This is a genomic window from Sorangium sp. So ce185 (genome assembly GCF_051526825.1).
Classification (GTDB): Bacteria; Myxococcota_A; Polyangia; order Polyangiales; family Polyangiaceae; genus Sorangium; species Sorangium cellulosum_D.
The window spans coordinates 643,804-659,424 of the sequence record NZ_CP150316.1 but is presented as its reverse complement, the minus strand read 5'-3'; the positions used below and the strand labels follow the sequence as shown (position 1 = coordinate 659,424).

Sequence of the window (15,621 nt, the reverse complement as noted above, 5' to 3'; positions counted from 1 at the left end):
ACGGTAGCACGCGGGCCCGTCACCCCACCTTGAGCTGCCGGCGATCTTCGGGGTAGCGTCGACCATGACCTGTTCTTCCTGGAAGACGTGTGCTGTTGTGGCGCTCCTCGCAGCGGCCTGCAGCTCGGCGCCGGACAGCCCCCGGACGGGCGGATCCGGCGGCGCGGGCGGCGCCGGAGCGAGCGGGTCGGGCGGCGCCGGCGCGGGGGGAGCGGGCGGCGCCGGGGGAACCGGCGGGGCGAGCTCCGCGGCGACCGGCGGCGGGGCGGGCGGAGAGGCGGAGTACGCGTGCGCTTCGCTCGGCGATCCCTGCACGACGTGCCTCGCGCTCCGCTGCCAGGAGCGCTATTGCGCGTGCCAGCGGAGCGCGGAGTGCGCCGCCCTGGCCAACTGCCTCCTCGGGTGCGCTCCGGGAGAGGAGCCCTGTCGGCAGACGTGCATGACCGCGCACCGGGAGGGCATCTCCGGCGTCTCGCTCGAAGGCGGCTGTGCGGCGGAGCGGTGCGCCGTGCAGTGCCCGTCGCGCGCCGCGCTGTCCCGGTGCGATTCCTGCCGGTACGCGCGGTGCGCCGCCGAGATGAACGCGTGCGCCGCCGACCCGTCGTGTCGAGCGCTCGTCGCGTGCACCGACACGTGCGCCGCGGGCGACGCCGCGTGCCGGGAGCTGTGCGCGATGCTGTACGAGAGCGGCGCGCCGGCGGCAGCGGAGGTGTTGGCGTGCGGAGGGGCGCAGTGCGGCGCCGATTGCGAGGGTGGGTGAGCCGCCGCGGCGCCGCGGGGGTCGACGTGGGGCGGCGATCCGCCTAACATCTGCGCGTGCCTCTCCACGGATTGCGCGAGATCGAGCGGGACCCGTACACGGCGGTCCATCACGATCCGACCCAGCAGCTCGTGTTCATCCGGCGGTCTTCGCTGCCCTATCCGAGCATCGAGGAGCTCGAGCAGAGCTTCCGGCGCATCGAGCAGGCGATCCGGATCATCTCCCGACCGCGCTCTCTCCTGCTCGTGGACGCCCGGGACGCGCCGATGCGCAACGACGACGGGTTCGAGGTGACGTTCGGGCAGGCGCACGCGCGGTTGTTGCAGGGGTTCAAGAGGGCGGCGGTCATCCTGAGGAGCGCGATCGGGGTGCTCCAGGTGGGGCGGCTCTCGAGGGGGTATGTCACGCCCGTGAGCACCTTCACCCGCCCCGAGGACGCGCTCCTTCACCTGGGCGTCCGCGTCGACCTGACGCAGCTCAAGAGCCCTTAAGGGTGCTGGCGGCGCGGGACGCCTCGCCGAGCAGTGCTCAAAATTGAACATGAAGGCGGGATGGCGGGAAGAAAAGATCGACGATCTTCCTGCCTTCCCGCCTTCATGTGAGCTCTCTCCGGGCAAATTTGAGCACCACCCCTCGCCGGGCTGCCCACCTCATCCACCGCGGGGAGCGGCGGCGACGCTCACAGGTGCCGGGTCTCTTCCGGTGGAGCTTGCCAGTTGTTGTTGCGCCCGTCGGCGTACCGGATCGAAGCGGCGAGGAGCTCGCCGGGATCGACGTCGTCGAGCGAGGCGAGCTGGACCGCCACGTAGTCGCCGCCGATCTCCTTCACGTGCCCGCGCCCGAACGAGCGCACGCCGCAGTGCCGGCAGAACAGGTGGTGCCCGGCCTTCATGCCGAACTGGTAGTCGCTCAGCGCGTCCTCTCCCGCGAGCAACCGGAACGCGTCCGGCTTGATGATCGCGTTCCAGTTCCTCGTCTTGGTGCAGATAGAGCAGTTGCACTTGTTGGTCCCGGCGCTCAGGTCGATATCGGCCTCGAAGCGGACCGCGCCACAGTGGCAGCTCCCTGCGTACGTTTTCTTCATCGATAGACCTCCCGGCAGGATGGGCGCTCACGTTGGAACGCTCGACGGACTGGAGGCCTGACTGTACTCCATCTCGGGGCTCCTCGTGCAGCCGTTCTACCCGGAGATCCCGCGCGGCGGCGAGCGGTCGTTCCTGTCCTTCGGAGGTGTGTTCAGCCATGCGCCCCTGAAGGTGCCGAGCCGCGGCGACTTCCGCTCTCCAACGACCTTCGGCGCGATGGCGGCGGCCGAGGAGCCAGCGCCGGCGCTCCTCGTTGAACCTGCGCGCGCGCCGTGCGACAACGATCCGTGAGCGTCGGCGCGGCGCGCCGGCGGAGAGGACCGGGACAGCGATGATTCACCGTGAGATCCTGGGCGACGGCTCGATCCGCCTCGCGAAGGACGGCTGCTCCTTCGTCTTCCGCCGGCTCCGCCCCGGCGCGGTGCTCGTGACCATCGCCGGGCGCGACACGGGCGGCCTCGGGGACGCGCCGCTCGACGAGCTCCAGGCGGAGATCGCGCGCTATCCTCCGGTCGAGCTCTACGTCGACGCGCGCGACGCCACCTTCGCCGCGGAGAGCGTGAGCGACGCGTGGACGCGCTTCTTCAGCGCCAACCGGGATCGGCTCCGGCGCGTCCGGATCCTCGTCGGCACGCCGTTCGTCCAGCTCGTGGTGGACGTCGCCAAGCTCTTCTCGCGCACGGGCGAGCTGATCCAGATCGAGTCCGACGCGCGGCGGTTCGACGAGGCGGTCGCGAGCGCCGCGCCGGCACGGGCGCCGTCGCAGCCGGGGCTTCCGCACGCCGCCGAGCCCGCGCGCATCGCCGAGCCCGCGGTCGCCCCCGGGGCGGCGCCAGCGGGCATCGCCGGCGCGACCGCGAGCACGGCGATCCGGCGCGAGGTGCTGGCGGACGGCGCGGTGCAGCTCGCGAACGACCGCTGCTCGTACACGTTCCGGCGGCTCCGTCCGGGCGTGATGCTGATCGCGATCGCGGGGCACGACGGCGGTGAATTCGGCGAGCTCCCGCTCGACGAGATCCGCAAGGAGATCGCGCGCTTCGGACCGGCCGCGCTCTTCGTGGACGTCCGCGCGGTGACCGTGGCGGCGCCGAGCGTCAGCGACGCGTGGACCGCGTTCTTCGCCGCGAACCGCGCGACGATCTCCCGCGTCCGGATCCTCGTGGGCTCGAAGCTCCTGCAGCTCGTCGTCGCCCTGAGCAAGGAGGCTTCGCGGACCGGCGACATGATCCAGATCGACGACGATCCCGAGCGCTTCCAGGCGGCGCTCGCCCGCGAGGCGGCCCCCGAGCGGCCGGCGCCGCGCGGGCCGTCGCGCCCATGACGATCCGGACGCGCCTGCGGCGAGAGCACCTTCGGCCCGCCCGCGCGGCGGATCGAGCCGACGGGCACGATTCCGCCGCGATCTCCTGAATCCCCGCGACGCGCGCTGCACCCCACGAGTGCCGGCCGCGCGGGGCGGCCCGGCCGATGCGTTCGCGGAAGACGCGTTCTCGAGGATCGAGGAGGGTATGGGCTCACGCGTGGTTTCCTGGGCAGGGTGGCGCTTCGCGCGATGGGTGGCGCTGCTCTGGACAATCCAACTGACATGCGGGCTCGGCTGCGCGGCGCCCTCGGGCGAGGCGCTCGACGTCGAGGCGACGGGCTCGCCGCTCCTCGTGGACCCGTCATGGACCGTCATGGCGGCCTCTGAGGCGACGATCCGCGCGCAGCACACCGCGACCTTGCTGCCCGACGGCAGGGTGCTCGTCGCGGGCGGGTGGCGAAGGCAGGGCTCGTCGACGCAGGTCCACCTCGCCAGCGCGGCCATCTATGATCCCGCGCTCGGTGCCTGGCTGACCGCTGCTCCGATGAGCGGGCCGCGGTCGGGCCACACGGCGACCTTGCTCGCCGACGGCAGGGTGCTGGTCACGGGCGGCGCCACCGACAGCGCCGCGTGGGTCGCCACGGCGGAGCTCTACGATCCGACGACCGACGCGTGGACCCCCGCCGCGACGATGACCTCGGAGCGCTCGTCGCACACCGCGACCTTGCTCGCCGACGGGCGGGTGCTCGCCGCCGGGGGCGCTCCGGCTGGCGCCGCTCCGTCTGCCGCCGCCGAGCTCTACGACCCCCTGTCGGACACCTGGTCGCCGACGCCTGCGGCGTCGAGCGTGCGCAGGGATCACGCGGCAACGCGCTTGCAGGACGGCCGCGTGCTGCTCGCGGGAGGCAGGGTCATCGGGGGCGACACCCTGTCCAGCGTCGAGTTCTACGACCCCGCGACGGGCGCGTGGACCGCGGGGCCGGCCATGCTCCGCGCCAGGCACCTGCCCACGGCGACCTTGCTGGGGGACGGCGACGTCCTGGTGACCGGCTGGGAGGCCGAGGCCGAGATCTACGATCCCGAGGCCAACGCATGGTCGGTCGCGGGCACGATGAGCGTGCGGCGCGGCTCGCACACGGCGACGCGGCTGTGCGATGGGCGCGTCTTCATCTCTGGGGCCCAGCCGCCCGAGCTCTACGATCCGAGCACGCGGACGTTCTCGACGGCGCCCAGGACCGAGGTGGGCCACAGCGACGCCACGGCGACGCTGCTCTCGGATGGACGGGTCCTCTTCGTCGGCGGCAATTCGAGCGCGCCGGGCGCCGCGATCTATGACCCGTCGGTGCCGCCCTCGGGGACGCAGCTCGGCCCCCTGAACGTCAACCGGAATTTCGCGAAGGCCGTGGCGCTGGAGGACGGGAAGATCCTTATCGCGGGCGGCACCGCCATCACGAAGACAACCGAGCTCTACGATCCATCGAGCATGGCGTTTTCCCTGGCGGCGCCCTTGAGCTTCGCGCGGTATTTTCCCGACCTGACACGCCTCGCCGACGGCAGGGTGCTGCTCAGCGGGGGCCCCCTCGATGGTTTCGAGACGGATCTCTACAACGAGATCTACGATCCGGCGGCGGACGCCTGGACGCTGGCCGCCCCCGACGACGAGCGTCGGACCAATCACACGGCGACCTTGCTCGGGAGCGGCGAGGTGCTCATCGCGGGAGGCGCGGTGATGGACTACCCGATGGAGCCGTACCTCGTCCGCAGGACCGGATCGGCTGCGCTGTATCGTCCAGCCGACGACACCTGGCTCACCGTCGCGCCGATGAACGCAGGCCGGGCGGAGCACGCGGCGACGTTGCTGAACGACGGCAGGGTGCTGGTCGTCGGCGGGATGCAGGGATACGACGACTACGAGATCTCGACCGCGGAGCCGCTCGCCAGCGCCGAGATCTACGATCCCGCGACCCAGAGCTGGTCTCTGGTGGCGCCCATGAGCGAGCCTCGGGGCAAGCCTACGGCGACGCGGCTCCTGGACGGTCGCGTGCTCGTCGTCGGTGGAGCCGCAGAGGTCTACGACCCGGTGACGAACGCCTGGACGCCCACCGGACCCATGAGCCCGGTGTCGAGCTTCGGTCATGTTGCCATGCTGCTGCCGACGGGCGAGGTGCTCGTCATCGAAGGCACGACAGCGCAGGAGTATAGCCCCGCGACGAACTCCTGGACACCTGCCCCGTCGACCTTGCTCTCTCACTTCGCTTCCGCGTCCGTGCTCCTGCCGAGCGGCCATGTCATCATCGTCGGCCCCAACAAGGACGCGGAGCTGTATGATCCTCGATGGCACGGCCCCGGCGACAACGGCTGCAGCACGGGCGCCGGCGGAGAGGGCGGCGCCGGCGGGGCTGAGCCCGGAGCTGGCGGGGCTGAGCCCGGAGCTGGCGGGGCTGAGCCCGGAGCTGGCGGCGCTGGCGGGGCTGGCGGGGCTGAGCCCGGCGCTGGCGGGGCTGAGCCCGGGACTGGCGGTGTTGGTGGCGGGGAGCCCGTGACCGGCGGCGCTGGCAGTGGCGGATCGGGGACTGGCAGCGTCGGCAGCGCCGGTGGCGGTGAGTCCGGCGCTGGCGGCATGGGCGGCGCTGGCAGTGGCGGATCGGGGACTGGCAGCGTCGGCAGCGCCGGTGGCGGTGAGTCCGGCGCTGGCGGCATGGGCGGCGCTGGCGGCGAAGACGCTGGTGCAGGCGGCAGCGGCGGCGATGGCGGCGGAGCCGCCGGCGCCGGAGGCGATGGCGGCGGCTCGGCGAGCGGCAGCTCGACGAGCACCACCGCCGGCGCTGGCGGCGATGGCGGATCGGGGACGGCGACCGCATCCAGCGGCGCTGGCGGCCCGGGGACGGCGACCGCATCCAGCGGCGCCGCGGGCGCGGGCGGCGACGGAGGCCCGGGTCCGACGAGCACATCGAGCGGCCCCGGAGCGGGCGAGCCGGTGGGCGCTGGCTGCGCCATGGGGCCAACGGCGCCCGGCGGCCAGGCCAGCGCCATCTACCTCGCTGTGGTCGGGGTCGCTCTCCGGCGGAGGCTCCGCCGCTCCAGGGCGGCAATCCCGCGGTGAATTCCGATCGCCGGCTGCTCCCGCTGAACTAGACTCCCGGGATGCAGCTACGGATCGAAGAGGATCGACTGACCCTCACCCTTGAGGGTGCCGAGCGGCTCTGGGCCGTGAAGCTCGCTCCCATCGTGGTGCCCCGCGCGCACGTGGTGCGGGCGGAAGCGGCGCTTCCGCCCGCCACGTGGCGGCAGATCCGCGCGCCGGGGACGTCGCTGCCCGGGGTGATCAAGGCGGGGACGTATTATACCGATCGCGGCAAGGAGTTCTGGTACACGCTGCAGAGCCGCAAGGACAATCCGCTGACCATCGAGCTGGAGGGCGAGCCGTATCGACGGCTCGTCCTCACCCCCGACGGCCCCCCTGGCTGGGCAGAGCGAATCAACGCCTGGGTCAGGGGCTGAGCCGCCCCGCTTCCGAGCTCGGGCCGGCCCCCTCTCGCCGCCGGCGAGCCGATGGGGACCCCTCCCCGGATTACTGCTTGAGAAAACGCGAGAGCATGGGCAGCAAAGCCTTCGCGCTGACCATGTGGTCTTGGCCTGCGAGCCGTTCGAACCTCGCGTTCGGGATCGCTTTCGTCAGCTGGCGCGCGACGTCGTGGATACCGGCCGGGCTCTTTTCGCCGACGATGATCTGCGTCGGCACGGCGACCTGGGCGGCCCGCTCGACCGGCGGGAGGTCCTTGGTCAAGGCGATGTCGTACGCGAGGGTCGGCGCGAGCGCGACCATCGTTTTCCAACCAGGGAACAGGGGCAGCAGCCAGACGAAGACGCCAGGCATGCCGATGCCCTTCAAGAAGGCGCGCATCGCCTCCTTGTTCTTGCCGTTATCGAGCAGCCTTTGCACCTCTTGGCTCAGCCGACCGTACGTGACCTTCTCTGCCTCGTCGTGCACATAGGAAGGGTCGTACATCGCCACTTTGTCGACCTTGTCGCCCAGGCGCAGGGCAGCCTCGAGGGCCAGCACGGCACCGGAGGAGTGGCCATACAGGTTGGCCTTGCCGCCGGCTGCGTCGATCATGGCCTCGATGTCCTCGACCTCGCGCTCTATCGAGTACTGCGGCGTGTCGCCGCTGTCGCCGCGCCCTCGGCGGTCGTAGTTGTAGACGGTGAACTCCTTGGCAAATTCCTTGGCATCTTGCAGGATGGGCTTGAAGGAGCGGAAGCAGCTGGCTCCAGTGATGTAAATGAGCGCGGGCCCGCTGCCATAGACATCGTACGCTAGCCCCGTGCCGTCTTTCGATGTGGCGATCTTCATGCTCGTTCTCTTCGGGTGGCTGGCGTCTATTGGCATGGGTCGAGCCTGGCGACGAGGCTCTCGTCGTCCTCCCGGACGAGGACCGCGCTCCCGCGGGTCGTCCCGCTGGCCGCGGCCTTCCGCGAGGCATGCCGCGCGCGTGCGGATCACCCCGGCGCGCCGTCACGGCGGCCCAGCGCCGGACGCGGCGCAGCGCCGGCGCCCCTGGTCGCGGGTCCACAGGAGGCCCCCGGCGAGGAACACCCTCGCCGGGGCCGGGCGGCTCGGCGAGCCCACCTGCGGGTCGAGGACGAGCTTGATCGGCCGAGCCAGCGCTAGGCGAGCGGCTTGCCGCCCGTGACCCCGAGCACCTCGCCGTTGATGTAGGTGGCCTCGTTCGAGGCCAGGAACACGAACGCCGGAGCGAGCTCGGCCGGCTGCGCGGGCCGCTGCATCGGCGAGTCTTTCCCGAAGCTGGCCACCTTCTCCTCCGGGAACGACTGCTGGATGAGCGGCGTCCACACCGGGCCGGGCGCGACGGTGTTCACCCGGATGCCGCGCTTGATGAGGTCCTGCGCCAGACCCTTGCTGAAGGTGACGATCGCCCCCTTCGTCGACGCATAGTCGAGGATGTTCGGGCTCGGCTGGTAGGCCTGGATCGAGGCCACGTTGATGATCGCGCTCCCTTCCTTCATGTGCGGCAGCGCGTGCCGGACGAGGTGGAACATCGCCATGATGTTGACGCGGAAGGTGCGCTCGACGCGCGCGGCGTCGATCTCCTCGAACCGCTCGGCGGACTTGCCCTGCTCCGCCGCGTTGTTCACCAGGATGTCGATCCGCCCGAACTTGCGCGCCGTCTCCTCGATCACCTTCCGGCAATGCGCCTCGTCGGCCAGATCGCCGGGGATCGTGATCGCCTCGCGCCCCGCCTCCTTGACGACCCGCACGGTCTCCTTCGCGTCCTCGTGCTCGCTCAGGTACGCGATCGCCACGTGGGCGCCCTCCCGGGCGAACGCGAGCGCGACGGCGCGGCCAATGCCGCTGTCCCCGCCGGTGATCAGCGCGACGCGGTCCTTCAGCCGGCCGAGGCCCTTGTACGACGATTTGCCGTAATCGGGCCTCGGATCCATCTTGGCCTCGATGCCCGGCCGGTCCTGGCTCTTGCCCTCGAAAGGCGGCTTCGGGCCCGCGCCCTTCGGATCCTCGCTCGGTCCAGTGTTCTGCATGCCTCCTCCTTCCCGCTGTCCTGTGGTGGGAAGCCGATCACGCTCCCAGCGGTACCTGGCCATAAGGACGCCAGGCCAGCCGGACCATCGGTCGCAGCCTGCACTCCGGATCGGAGCTCCCCCTACCCGGCTGCGCGCTTCGTGATCTCCGCCGCCGTCGCCGCGCGTCCGGCGGCGCAGGCGTCTCTCCGCGCTCGATCGCGCGACGCGACGGCATCCAGCGCGCGCAGCGCGCGACGCGACGTCCTGATGAGCCCGCGGCGGCCCGCCAGTCAAGGCTTGACAGCGGACAGCTGCTCCGGTGTCGTCGCCCAGCGTTGTCCCGCAGCACGCCGCGCGCGGCAAGGCGGAGAGGAGCACCGTTGCCATGAAACACATCGACGAGAAGCTGCTAGAGTCGGATCTCGAGTATCGCTTCGGGTATCTCATCGAGTTCGTCGGCTTTGGAGAGGCGGACATCGCCGCGATCCACGGCGCCGCGCTGCACCTCGCCCCGAAGGTCCAGGCGCTCGTCGACGCGGTGTACGAGAAGCTGTTCCTCTACGACGCCACGAAGCGCCACTTCGTGCCGAAGCAGCACGGCTACGAGGGGCAAGGGCCGGCGGACCTCCTGTCGCTCACCCTGAGCCACGAGCAGATCCAGTTCCGCAAGAAGCACCTCGCCGACTACCTCGTCCGGCTCGTGACCCACCCGTACGACCCGAAGATGGTCGCCTACCTCGACATGGTGGGGCGGATCCACACGGCCAAGGCCGGCAATCCAGAGATCGTCGTCCCGCTCGTGCAGATCAACGCGCTCATGGGCTTCGTCTCCGACGCCCTGCTCCAGACGATCCTGTCCCTCGGCCTGGACCGGGAGACCGAGGTGCGCACGCTGCGCGCCTTCAACAAGCTGCTCTGGATCCAGAACGATCTCCTCTCGCGCCACTACGTCCAGACGGCCTGAGCCGCGCTGGCCCCCTGAACGAGGCTGCCGCCTCTGGCCGCGATCGCGGCGCGCCCGCCGGCGACCACGCGGCGGCCCGGGGCGCAGCGCGGCCCGGGTCGCGCCCGGCCACGGCACCCCGGACGTGCGCGCGAGCGCCCCCCGTGAGAATCGTGCGACGCGGGCGCGGCGCTGGAACGCGCCGTCGGCTCGGGCGATGATCGCCGCTTGCCAAGAGCGTGGAGGCCGAAAGCGGTGGCCTCCACGGACCCGGCTCCACGCGAGACTGCGAGGTGAAAGGCCATGCGTCGATTCTTCAGACAACCAGCGCTCGTCCTCTTGATGTCGTCCCTCCCCGCGGCCGCCGGCTGCGGCGACGAGGACGACCCCGAGCCCAGCCGCTTCGCCTGGCTCGCCACGCGCGCCGAAGAGGTGCGCGAGCTGTCGTTCGAGCGCGAGGTGCCGGTCCGCACCATCTCGCGGGCCGAGGTCGACGCCGAGGCGGAGCAGGCCGCGGACGCGATCGACGACGAGGCGCTCGCCGCGCTCGCCGCCACCTACGGCCGACTCGGCTTCTTCCCGCCGGACACCGACCTTCAGGCCGCCTTCGGCCAGTCGATGGACGTGTTCGCCGCCTGGTACTCGACCGAGAGCAAGGCGATCTCGCTCATCGGCGACGTGGAGGACAACGTGCTCGTCCACGAGTACGTCCACGGGCTCCAGGACCAGCACTTCGACGTCGGAGCGCTCCTCAGCGCCTCGCTGACGAGCGACGCGCACCTCGCGCTGAGGGCGGCCATCGAGGGCGACGCGATGCTCGGCGAGGTGCGCTTCCTCATGCAGGAGACCAACGACGCCGATCTGGACCGGCTCAACTGGGCCGTCATCATCGACGCCGCCCAGGCCGCCGGAGAGCAGATCCTCGAGGAGAACGAGCTGCCTGCCCTGTTCGTCGACTATCCGTCGTTCGCCTACGGGTTCGGGTTCGAGTATTGCGCCCACAACCTGACCGGCGCGAGCGCGGCGTCGCCCACGCCCGACCGGGCCTTCCCGTTCGACTGGTCACGGCAAGACGCGCTCTTCTCCGACCGCATCCCCGCGACCACCCAGCAGATCCTCACCCTCGACGGCCAGGATCCCGTGGTGCGGGTCGGGCTGGAGGAGGTGCCGCCCGAGCTCGCCGATCGGCTGGAGGCGCTCGACTGGGACTCGCTCGGCGAGTGGCTCTCCTACCTGCTCCTGCGCCCGCTCGACGGCGCGCCACTGCTCGCGGACATGCGCGCGCTCGCCGCGACCTGGGACGGCGATCGCGCCCTGTTCGTGCGCGACCGGAAGACGGGCGCGACCGGCACCGCGTGGGCCTCCGAGTGGGACGACGAGGGCGCCGCGGCGGGCGTCGAGGCCGCGATGTGGCAGCTCTACGGCGGCGCGGCGCTCGACGAGGGCGAGCCGCGCCTCGGGCAGGCCGAGGACGGCGAGCTCGTCTGGATCGAGCGGCGGGAGGAGCGCGTGGTCGCCCTCAAGAACATCGACGAGGCGCTCCTGCCCGCGCTCGCCGAGGCGGCCTTCGCCTCCGGGATCAAGCCGATGCGCCTCACGCTCCGGAAGCGCCCCTCGCTCTCGGCGTGGCTCTCGCGGCGCCTGCCCGGGCCGCGCTGAGCCGCGCACGCCGCCCGGCCGACCGCGAGCCCCGGCCCGCGGGCCCCGAAATGGAGCGCTCCCGCCTCCGGGCCATCCGGCCTGGAAGCGGGAGCCATCAGCCATGTACGCACGGCGCCGCGCGCCGACAGAACTCCAGCGGAGCGCGCCGCGCGTCAGCACGGCGCGCTCCGGGCCATCAAGGCGCGCTCCGCGCCCTCGACGCGCGCTCGTCGCTCAGACGCACAGAGAATCGCAGTCGTGATCCTCTTCGCACGCCGAGACGCAATCGCCGTCGTCGTCGCACGCCGAGATGCAGTCGTCGCGCTCGGTCGAGCACGCGGTGATACAGCTGTCGTCGCCGTCGCCCGGCGTGTCGTCGTCCGCGTCGACGAAGCAGCCCGCCGCCAGGGGAACCGTGGAGACCAGAAGCATAGCCAACATCTTGCGAATCATGGGTTGTCCTCCTTCGTGGTGTACTGTCCGCATGCGATGCAGGGGACATCGACTCACCAAGCAGGGGACGTACCAACCGCCCTTCCGGCGCGACTCACGCGCTCTCGCGAGCCCCGGAGACGCGCGGCGCCGCGCGCGGCGGGCCCGGCGGCGGACATCGAGCCGCCGCGGCCGGTAGACGCAGCACGTCGCTCCAAGGCAAATCGCCACAGGGGCGCGGGCCAAGGCTGGGCTCGGCCCCCCGATGTCCGGGATTTCCCCGGCTTCAGCGCGGCTCGGGCGCGGTGAGATCGAATGTCACACCCGCCTCGACCGTGAGCGCCCGACATCCGTCCAGGCGCTCACCTCGTCTCCCACGTGGTCCGATCACCCCTCGTCCTCCGGCTTCGGCGGCTTCGGCGGCGGCCGGTCCATCGGGTAGCGCCGCAGATCCAGCGTGTACGGCGCGTCGCCGTGGGGGGCCGCCGGCTTCCCCGTCACCGGCCAGGGCGTCTGTCCCTCGATCGTGAACCGCTGCGCCCGCCGCGCCGCCGCCTCGAACCGCGTGAGCGGCGGCGCGTGGAAGGCGCGGCCCTCCGGGTGCCACACGTGATAGGCGCACGCGCCGATCGAGCGCTTGCCCCACGTGTCCACGATGTCGAGGTGGATCGGGTGGTGGATGCCGAGGTGCGCGTGCAGGCTGTGCGGCGGCGCCCAGGCGCGGAACCGCACGCCGCCCACGTACTCCGCCGCCGTCCCCGTCGGCCGGAGCGGCAGCACGTGGCCGTTCACGAGCACCCTGTGGCGCTCCGGCGTGAGCCCCTTCACCCGCACCTCGATGCGCTCCATCGACGAGTCCACGTAGCGCGACGTGCCCGACGTGGTCAGCTCCTCGCCGAGCACGTGCCACGGCTCGATCGCGTTGCGCACCTCCAGCATCACGTCGCCGGCGTGCAGCGTGCCCACGACCGGGCAGCGCAGCTCGATGAACGGGCGGTACGCGTCCGCGGGCAGGGCGAGCCCGCGCTGCTTCAGGTGATCGAGCACGTCCTCGAAGTCGCGCCACAGGTAGTACGGCAGGAGGAAGCGGTCGTGCAGGGCCTGGCCCCAGCGCACGAGCTGGCCGGTGTACGGCTCCTCGGCGAACGAGGCGAGGAGCGTCCGGACGAGCAGCGTCTGCGCGACCGCCATCCGGAAGTGCGGCGGCATCTCGAAGGCGCGCAGCTCGATGAGCCCCTGCCGGCCGTGCGCCGTCTGCGGATCGAACAGCTTGTCGATGCTCACCTCGGCGCGGTGCGTGTTGCCCGTCACGTCCACGAGCAGGTGGCGGAACAGGAGATCCGAGAGCCACGGCGGCTCGTCCTCGCGGCGCTCGAACGCGCGCGCGAGCGCGATCTCCAGCTCGTAGAGGTTCTCGTGGCGCGCCTCGTCCACGCGCGGCGCCTGCGACGTCGGGCCGACGAACAGGCCCGCGAACATGTACGAGAGCGACGGGTGGTGCTGGTTGAAGGTGAGCAGGCTGGCCAGGAGATCCGGCCGGCGCAGGAAGGGGCTCGAGAGCGGGGTCGGGCCGCCGAACGTGAGGTGGTGGCCGCCCCCGCTCCCCGCCATGCGCCCGTCGATCAGGTACTTCTCGCAGTGCAGCCCGCTGTGCAGCGACGCGTCGAACACCGTCTCCAGGAGCGAGGCGTACTTGCGCACCCCGTCGGTCGGCGGGAGGTTCACCTCGAGCACGCCCGGGTCCGGCGTCACCGAGAAGCGGAGCACGTCGGCGCCGGGCGGCGGCGGGTAGCCCTCGAGCAGCACGTCGACGCCCGTCTCCTGCCGGGTCGCGTCGATCGCGGCGATGAGCTCGAAGAAGTCGGCCGGCGAGAGGAGCGGCGGCAAGAAGACGTGGACGGCGCCGTCGCGCGTCTCGACGCAGAGCGCCGTGCGCACCCCGTAGCCCGATCGCCCGGCGGCCGGCGCGGCGCGCTGGGCGTGCGCGGCGCGCTCGCCGTCGTGGGCGTGGCGCTGCGCCGCGCGCGCGCGCGCCGTCTCGGCGTGCTCCGGGCCGCCGTCGCCCTCCACGAGCTCGACGCGGCGCTGCTGCTCCGCCGCCTCGTCGGCCTCGGGATCGCCGCGCCGCGGGTCGGGCGGCGACACGAGCTCCTCGAGCGGCGGCGGCGGGGCCACCGCGACGAGCGAGCGGAGCGGCAGGCGCAGGCCGATGGCGCTGTCGCCCTGGAGGAGGAAGAGGTGCCCGCGCCGGAAGCTCCAGCGCTCGCTGATCCACGCGCCCGACTGGCGCGCGAGGGGCAGGACGAAGCCGGCCTCGCTGCCGAGCCCCCGGTCGAGCACGCGCGCGAGGCGCCGCCGCTCCTCCGGGTCGTCGAGGTTCGCCTGGAGCGGGTCGACGTCGACGGGCAGGCTCGCCTCGTCCTGGAGGTGGCGCCAGGGGTCCTCGTGGGCCGGCAGCAGGAACTCGGAGAGGCCGAGCCGCGCCGCGAGCGCCTCGGCGAACCTCCGCGAGAGCGCGGCGTTCTTCGCGCGCGGCGAGCGGCCCGTCGAGGTCGCGGGGTCCGCGTGGCGCGCCCCGGACATCTCGGTCCAGAGGCGGACGCCGTCGCGCCGGCCGATGATCTCGAGGGCCCAGCGCGGCAGGCTCTCGCCGGGGTAGTGCTTGCCGGCGCGGAGCAGCACGACGCCGCCCGGCGCCATCCGGCGGCGGAGCTCGTGCGCGAGCCGGAGCCCTTGCGACCACTTGGTCGGCCCGAGCGCGCCCTCGCGCCACTCCGGCGCGTCCGGGTACTCGCGCGAGTTGAACGTCGGCTCGCCGCCCATGGTCAGGGTGAGGCCCGCGGCGGCGAGCCGCTCGTCCGCGCGGTCGGCCACGGCCAGGAGCTCCTGCCACACGGGCTCCTCGTAGGGCGTCGTCGGCCGCGGCTCGTGGCCGAGCCGGCCGACCTTCATCTCGAAGTGCACGTCGGTCGCGCGCGTGTCGCTCGTGCCCTCGACCGGCGCCGCGAGCGCGGGCGAGGCCGTGCAGGCGAGCGGGATGTGGCCTTCGCCGCAGAGCAGGCCGCTCGTCGCGTCGAGGCCGATCCAGCCGGCGCCGTGCAGGAAGACCTCGGCCCACGCGTGCAGGTCGACGACGTCGCGGCTGACGCCGCGCGGCTGGTCGGGGATCATCCCCTCGTCGGTCAGCTGCACGAGGTAGCCGCTCACGAAGCGCGCGGCGAGGCCGCGCGACCTCAGGGCGGCGATGAGCAGCACGGCCGAGTCGCGGCAGCTGCCGCGGCCGTGCGCGAGCGTCTCCTCCGGCGTCCAGATGCCGGGCTCCTCGCGGATGACGTACTTGACGCGCTGGTTCACGGCGGTGTTCAGCGCGACGATGAGCGACACGGTGTCGCCCTTCGAGGGCAGCCCGGCGAGGAACGCGTCGAGCAGCGGCCCGCGGGCGATCGACGGATCGGCGCTGTCGAGGAAGGGGGCGAGGTCCTGCTTGAGCTCGTCCGGGTACGCGAACGGGACCTGCTTGACGCGCTCGTCGAGGTAGAAGTCGAACGGGTTGACGGGGCGGACGTCGACAGCGAGCTCGACGAGGATGTCGAGGTGCGGGACGCGCTCGCCCGCGGGCAGGAGCACCCGGGCGACGTGGTTGCCGTACGGGTCCTGCTGCCAGTGGGCCGCGATCGGCGGGTCGATCTTGAGGCTGTACGACTCGATCTTCGCCTTCGCGTGCGTCGCGGGCCGCAGCCGGATGAGGTGCGGGCCGAGCGAGGCGGGGCGGGGGTACGTGTAACGGGTCCGGTGCTGGATGAGCAGGCGCACGGTGTTTGTCTCCGGGGGTGGTCCTATCCAACCAGAAGTGCCCCCGTTCCGTCTCGCCCTCCGCGACGCGCTCCGGACGTACGACGCCTTCGTTTCCAGGAGG

13 protein-coding genes are annotated in these 15,621 nt (G+C 72.2%); 8 read left to right on the top strand and 5 right to left on the bottom strand.

Going from position 1 to position 15,621, the window contains the following annotated elements; translation table 11 throughout:
• Positions 1 to 64: 64 nt before the first annotated feature.
• Complete coding sequence (locus tag WMF26_RS02510) at positions 65 to 760, top strand: hypothetical protein (protein WP_437999015.1); 696 nt, start codon at positions 65 to 67, stop codon at positions 758 to 760.
• Between the two features lie 56 nt (positions 761 to 816).
• On the top strand, positions 817 to 1,251 hold the full coding sequence (locus WMF26_RS02505; protein ID WP_437999014.1) for a hypothetical protein: 435 nt from the start codon (positions 817 to 819) through the stop codon (positions 1,249 to 1,251).
• Positions 1,252 to 1,439: 188 nt separating this feature from the next.
• Here WMF26_RS02505 and WMF26_RS02500 read toward each other — a convergent pair whose 3' ends face one another.
• Entirely contained in the window at positions 1,440 to 1,844 is a 405-nt protein-coding gene (locus tag WMF26_RS02500) for a GFA family protein (RefSeq protein WP_437999013.1), read from the bottom strand.
• An 85-nt stretch (positions 1,845 to 1,929) separates the two neighbouring features.
• Here WMF26_RS02500 and WMF26_RS02495 point away from each other — a divergent pair, with 85 nt between their 5' ends.
• The 4 genes from WMF26_RS02495 (at position 1,930) to WMF26_RS02480 (ending at position 6,649) form a co-directional block, all read left to right on the top strand.
• On the top strand, positions 1,930 to 2,136 hold the full coding sequence (locus WMF26_RS02495; RefSeq protein WP_437999012.1) for a hypothetical protein: 207 nt from the start codon (positions 1,930 to 1,932) through the stop codon (positions 2,134 to 2,136).
• Positions 2,137 to 2,176: 40 nt separating this feature from the next.
• Positions 2,177 to 3,166 carry a hypothetical protein gene (locus WMF26_RS02490; RefSeq protein WP_437999011.1) on the top strand — a complete coding sequence of 330 codons (990 nt, stop codon included), beginning with the start codon at positions 2,177 to 2,179 and terminating at the stop codon, positions 3,164 to 3,166.
• A 187-nt stretch (positions 3,167 to 3,353) separates the two neighbouring features.
• Positions 3,354 to 6,251, top strand: coding sequence for a kelch repeat-containing protein (locus tag WMF26_RS02485; protein ID WP_437999010.1), 2,898 nt, complete (start codon positions 3,354 to 3,356; stop codon positions 6,249 to 6,251).
• Positions 6,252 to 6,292: 41 nt separating this feature from the next.
• Positions 6,293 to 6,649 carry a hypothetical protein gene (locus tag WMF26_RS02480; RefSeq protein WP_061622189.1) on the top strand — a complete coding sequence of 119 codons (357 nt, stop codon included), beginning with the start codon at positions 6,293 to 6,295 and terminating at the stop codon, positions 6,647 to 6,649.
• A 70-nt stretch (positions 6,650 to 6,719) separates the two neighbouring features.
• On the opposite strand, the gene WMF26_RS02475 is transcribed toward WMF26_RS02480, so the two are convergent.
• Both WMF26_RS02475 and WMF26_RS02470 read right to left on the bottom strand, forming a co-directional pair.
• Positions 6,720 to 7,502 (bottom strand): alpha/beta fold hydrolase, encoded by a 783-nt coding sequence (locus WMF26_RS02475; RefSeq protein WP_437999009.1) that lies wholly within the window; start codon positions 7,500 to 7,502, stop codon positions 6,720 to 6,722.
• Positions 7,503 to 7,816: 314 nt separating this feature from the next.
• Positions 7,817 to 8,707, bottom strand: a complete 891-nt coding sequence (locus tag WMF26_RS02470; protein ID WP_437999008.1) for an SDR family oxidoreductase — start codon at positions 8,705 to 8,707, stop codon at positions 7,817 to 7,819.
• A 367-nt stretch (positions 8,708 to 9,074) separates the two neighbouring features.
• Here WMF26_RS02470 and WMF26_RS02465 point away from each other — a divergent pair, with 367 nt between their 5' ends.
• Positions 9,075 to 9,653, top strand: coding sequence for a protoglobin family protein (locus WMF26_RS02465; protein WP_437999007.1), 579 nt, complete (start codon positions 9,075 to 9,077; stop codon positions 9,651 to 9,653).
• A 282-nt stretch (positions 9,654 to 9,935) separates the two neighbouring features.
• Positions 9,936 to 11,291 carry a hypothetical protein gene (locus WMF26_RS02460; RefSeq protein ID WP_437999006.1) on the top strand — a complete coding sequence of 452 codons (1,356 nt, stop codon included), beginning with the start codon at positions 9,936 to 9,938 and terminating at the stop codon, positions 11,289 to 11,291.
• A gap of 216 nt (positions 11,292 to 11,507) precedes the next feature.
• On the opposite strand, the gene WMF26_RS02455 is transcribed toward WMF26_RS02460, so the two are convergent.
• Both WMF26_RS02455 and WMF26_RS02450 read right to left on the bottom strand, forming a co-directional pair.
• Positions 11,508 to 11,714 (bottom strand): hypothetical protein, encoded by a 207-nt coding sequence (locus WMF26_RS02455; RefSeq protein ID WP_437999005.1) that lies wholly within the window; start codon positions 11,712 to 11,714, stop codon positions 11,508 to 11,510.
• 378 nt (positions 11,715 to 12,092) lie between these two features.
• Positions 12,093 to 15,518, bottom strand: a complete 3,426-nt coding sequence (locus tag WMF26_RS02450) for a DUF2126 domain-containing protein (protein WP_437999004.1) — start codon at positions 15,516 to 15,518, stop codon at positions 12,093 to 12,095.
• Positions 15,519 to 15,621: the final 103 nt, after the last annotated feature.

What these genes read in the sequence shown, in the direction of transcription:
- WMF26_RS02480 (WP_061622189.1), top strand. Translation starts at nt 6,293, where the DNA reads ATGCAGCTACGGATCGAAGAGGATCGACTGACCCTCACCCTTGAGGGT.
- WMF26_RS02460 (WP_437999006.1), top strand. Translation starts at nt 9,936, where the DNA reads ATGCGTCGATTCTTCAGACAACCAGCGCTCGTCCTCTTGATGTCGTCC.
- WMF26_RS02490 (WP_437999011.1), top strand. Translation starts at nt 2,177, where the DNA reads ATGATTCACCGTGAGATCCTGGGCGACGGCTCGATCCGCCTCGCGAAG.
- WMF26_RS02465 (WP_437999007.1), top strand. Translation starts at nt 9,075, where the DNA reads ATGAAACACATCGACGAGAAGCTGCTAGAGTCGGATCTCGAGTATCGC.
- WMF26_RS02485 (WP_437999010.1), top strand. Translation starts at nt 3,354, where the DNA reads ATGGGCTCACGCGTGGTTTCCTGGGCAGGGTGGCGCTTCGCGCGATGG.
- WMF26_RS02510 (WP_437999015.1), top strand. Translation starts at nt 65, where the DNA reads ATGACCTGTTCTTCCTGGAAGACGTGTGCTGTTGTGGCGCTCCTCGCA.
- WMF26_RS02475 (WP_437999009.1), bottom strand. Translation starts at nt 7,502, where the DNA reads ATGAAGATCGCCACATCGAAAGACGGCACGGGGCTAGCGTACGATGTC.
- WMF26_RS02455 (WP_437999005.1), bottom strand. Translation starts at nt 11,714, where the DNA reads ATGTTGGCTATGCTTCTGGTCTCCACGGTTCCCCTGGCGGCGGGCTGC.
- WMF26_RS02470 (WP_437999008.1), bottom strand. Translation starts at nt 8,707, where the DNA reads ATGCAGAACACTGGACCGAGCGAGGATCCGAAGGGCGCGGGCCCGAAG.
- WMF26_RS02500 (WP_437999013.1), bottom strand. Translation starts at nt 1,844, where the DNA reads ATGAAGAAAACGTACGCAGGGAGCTGCCACTGTGGCGCGGTCCGCTTC.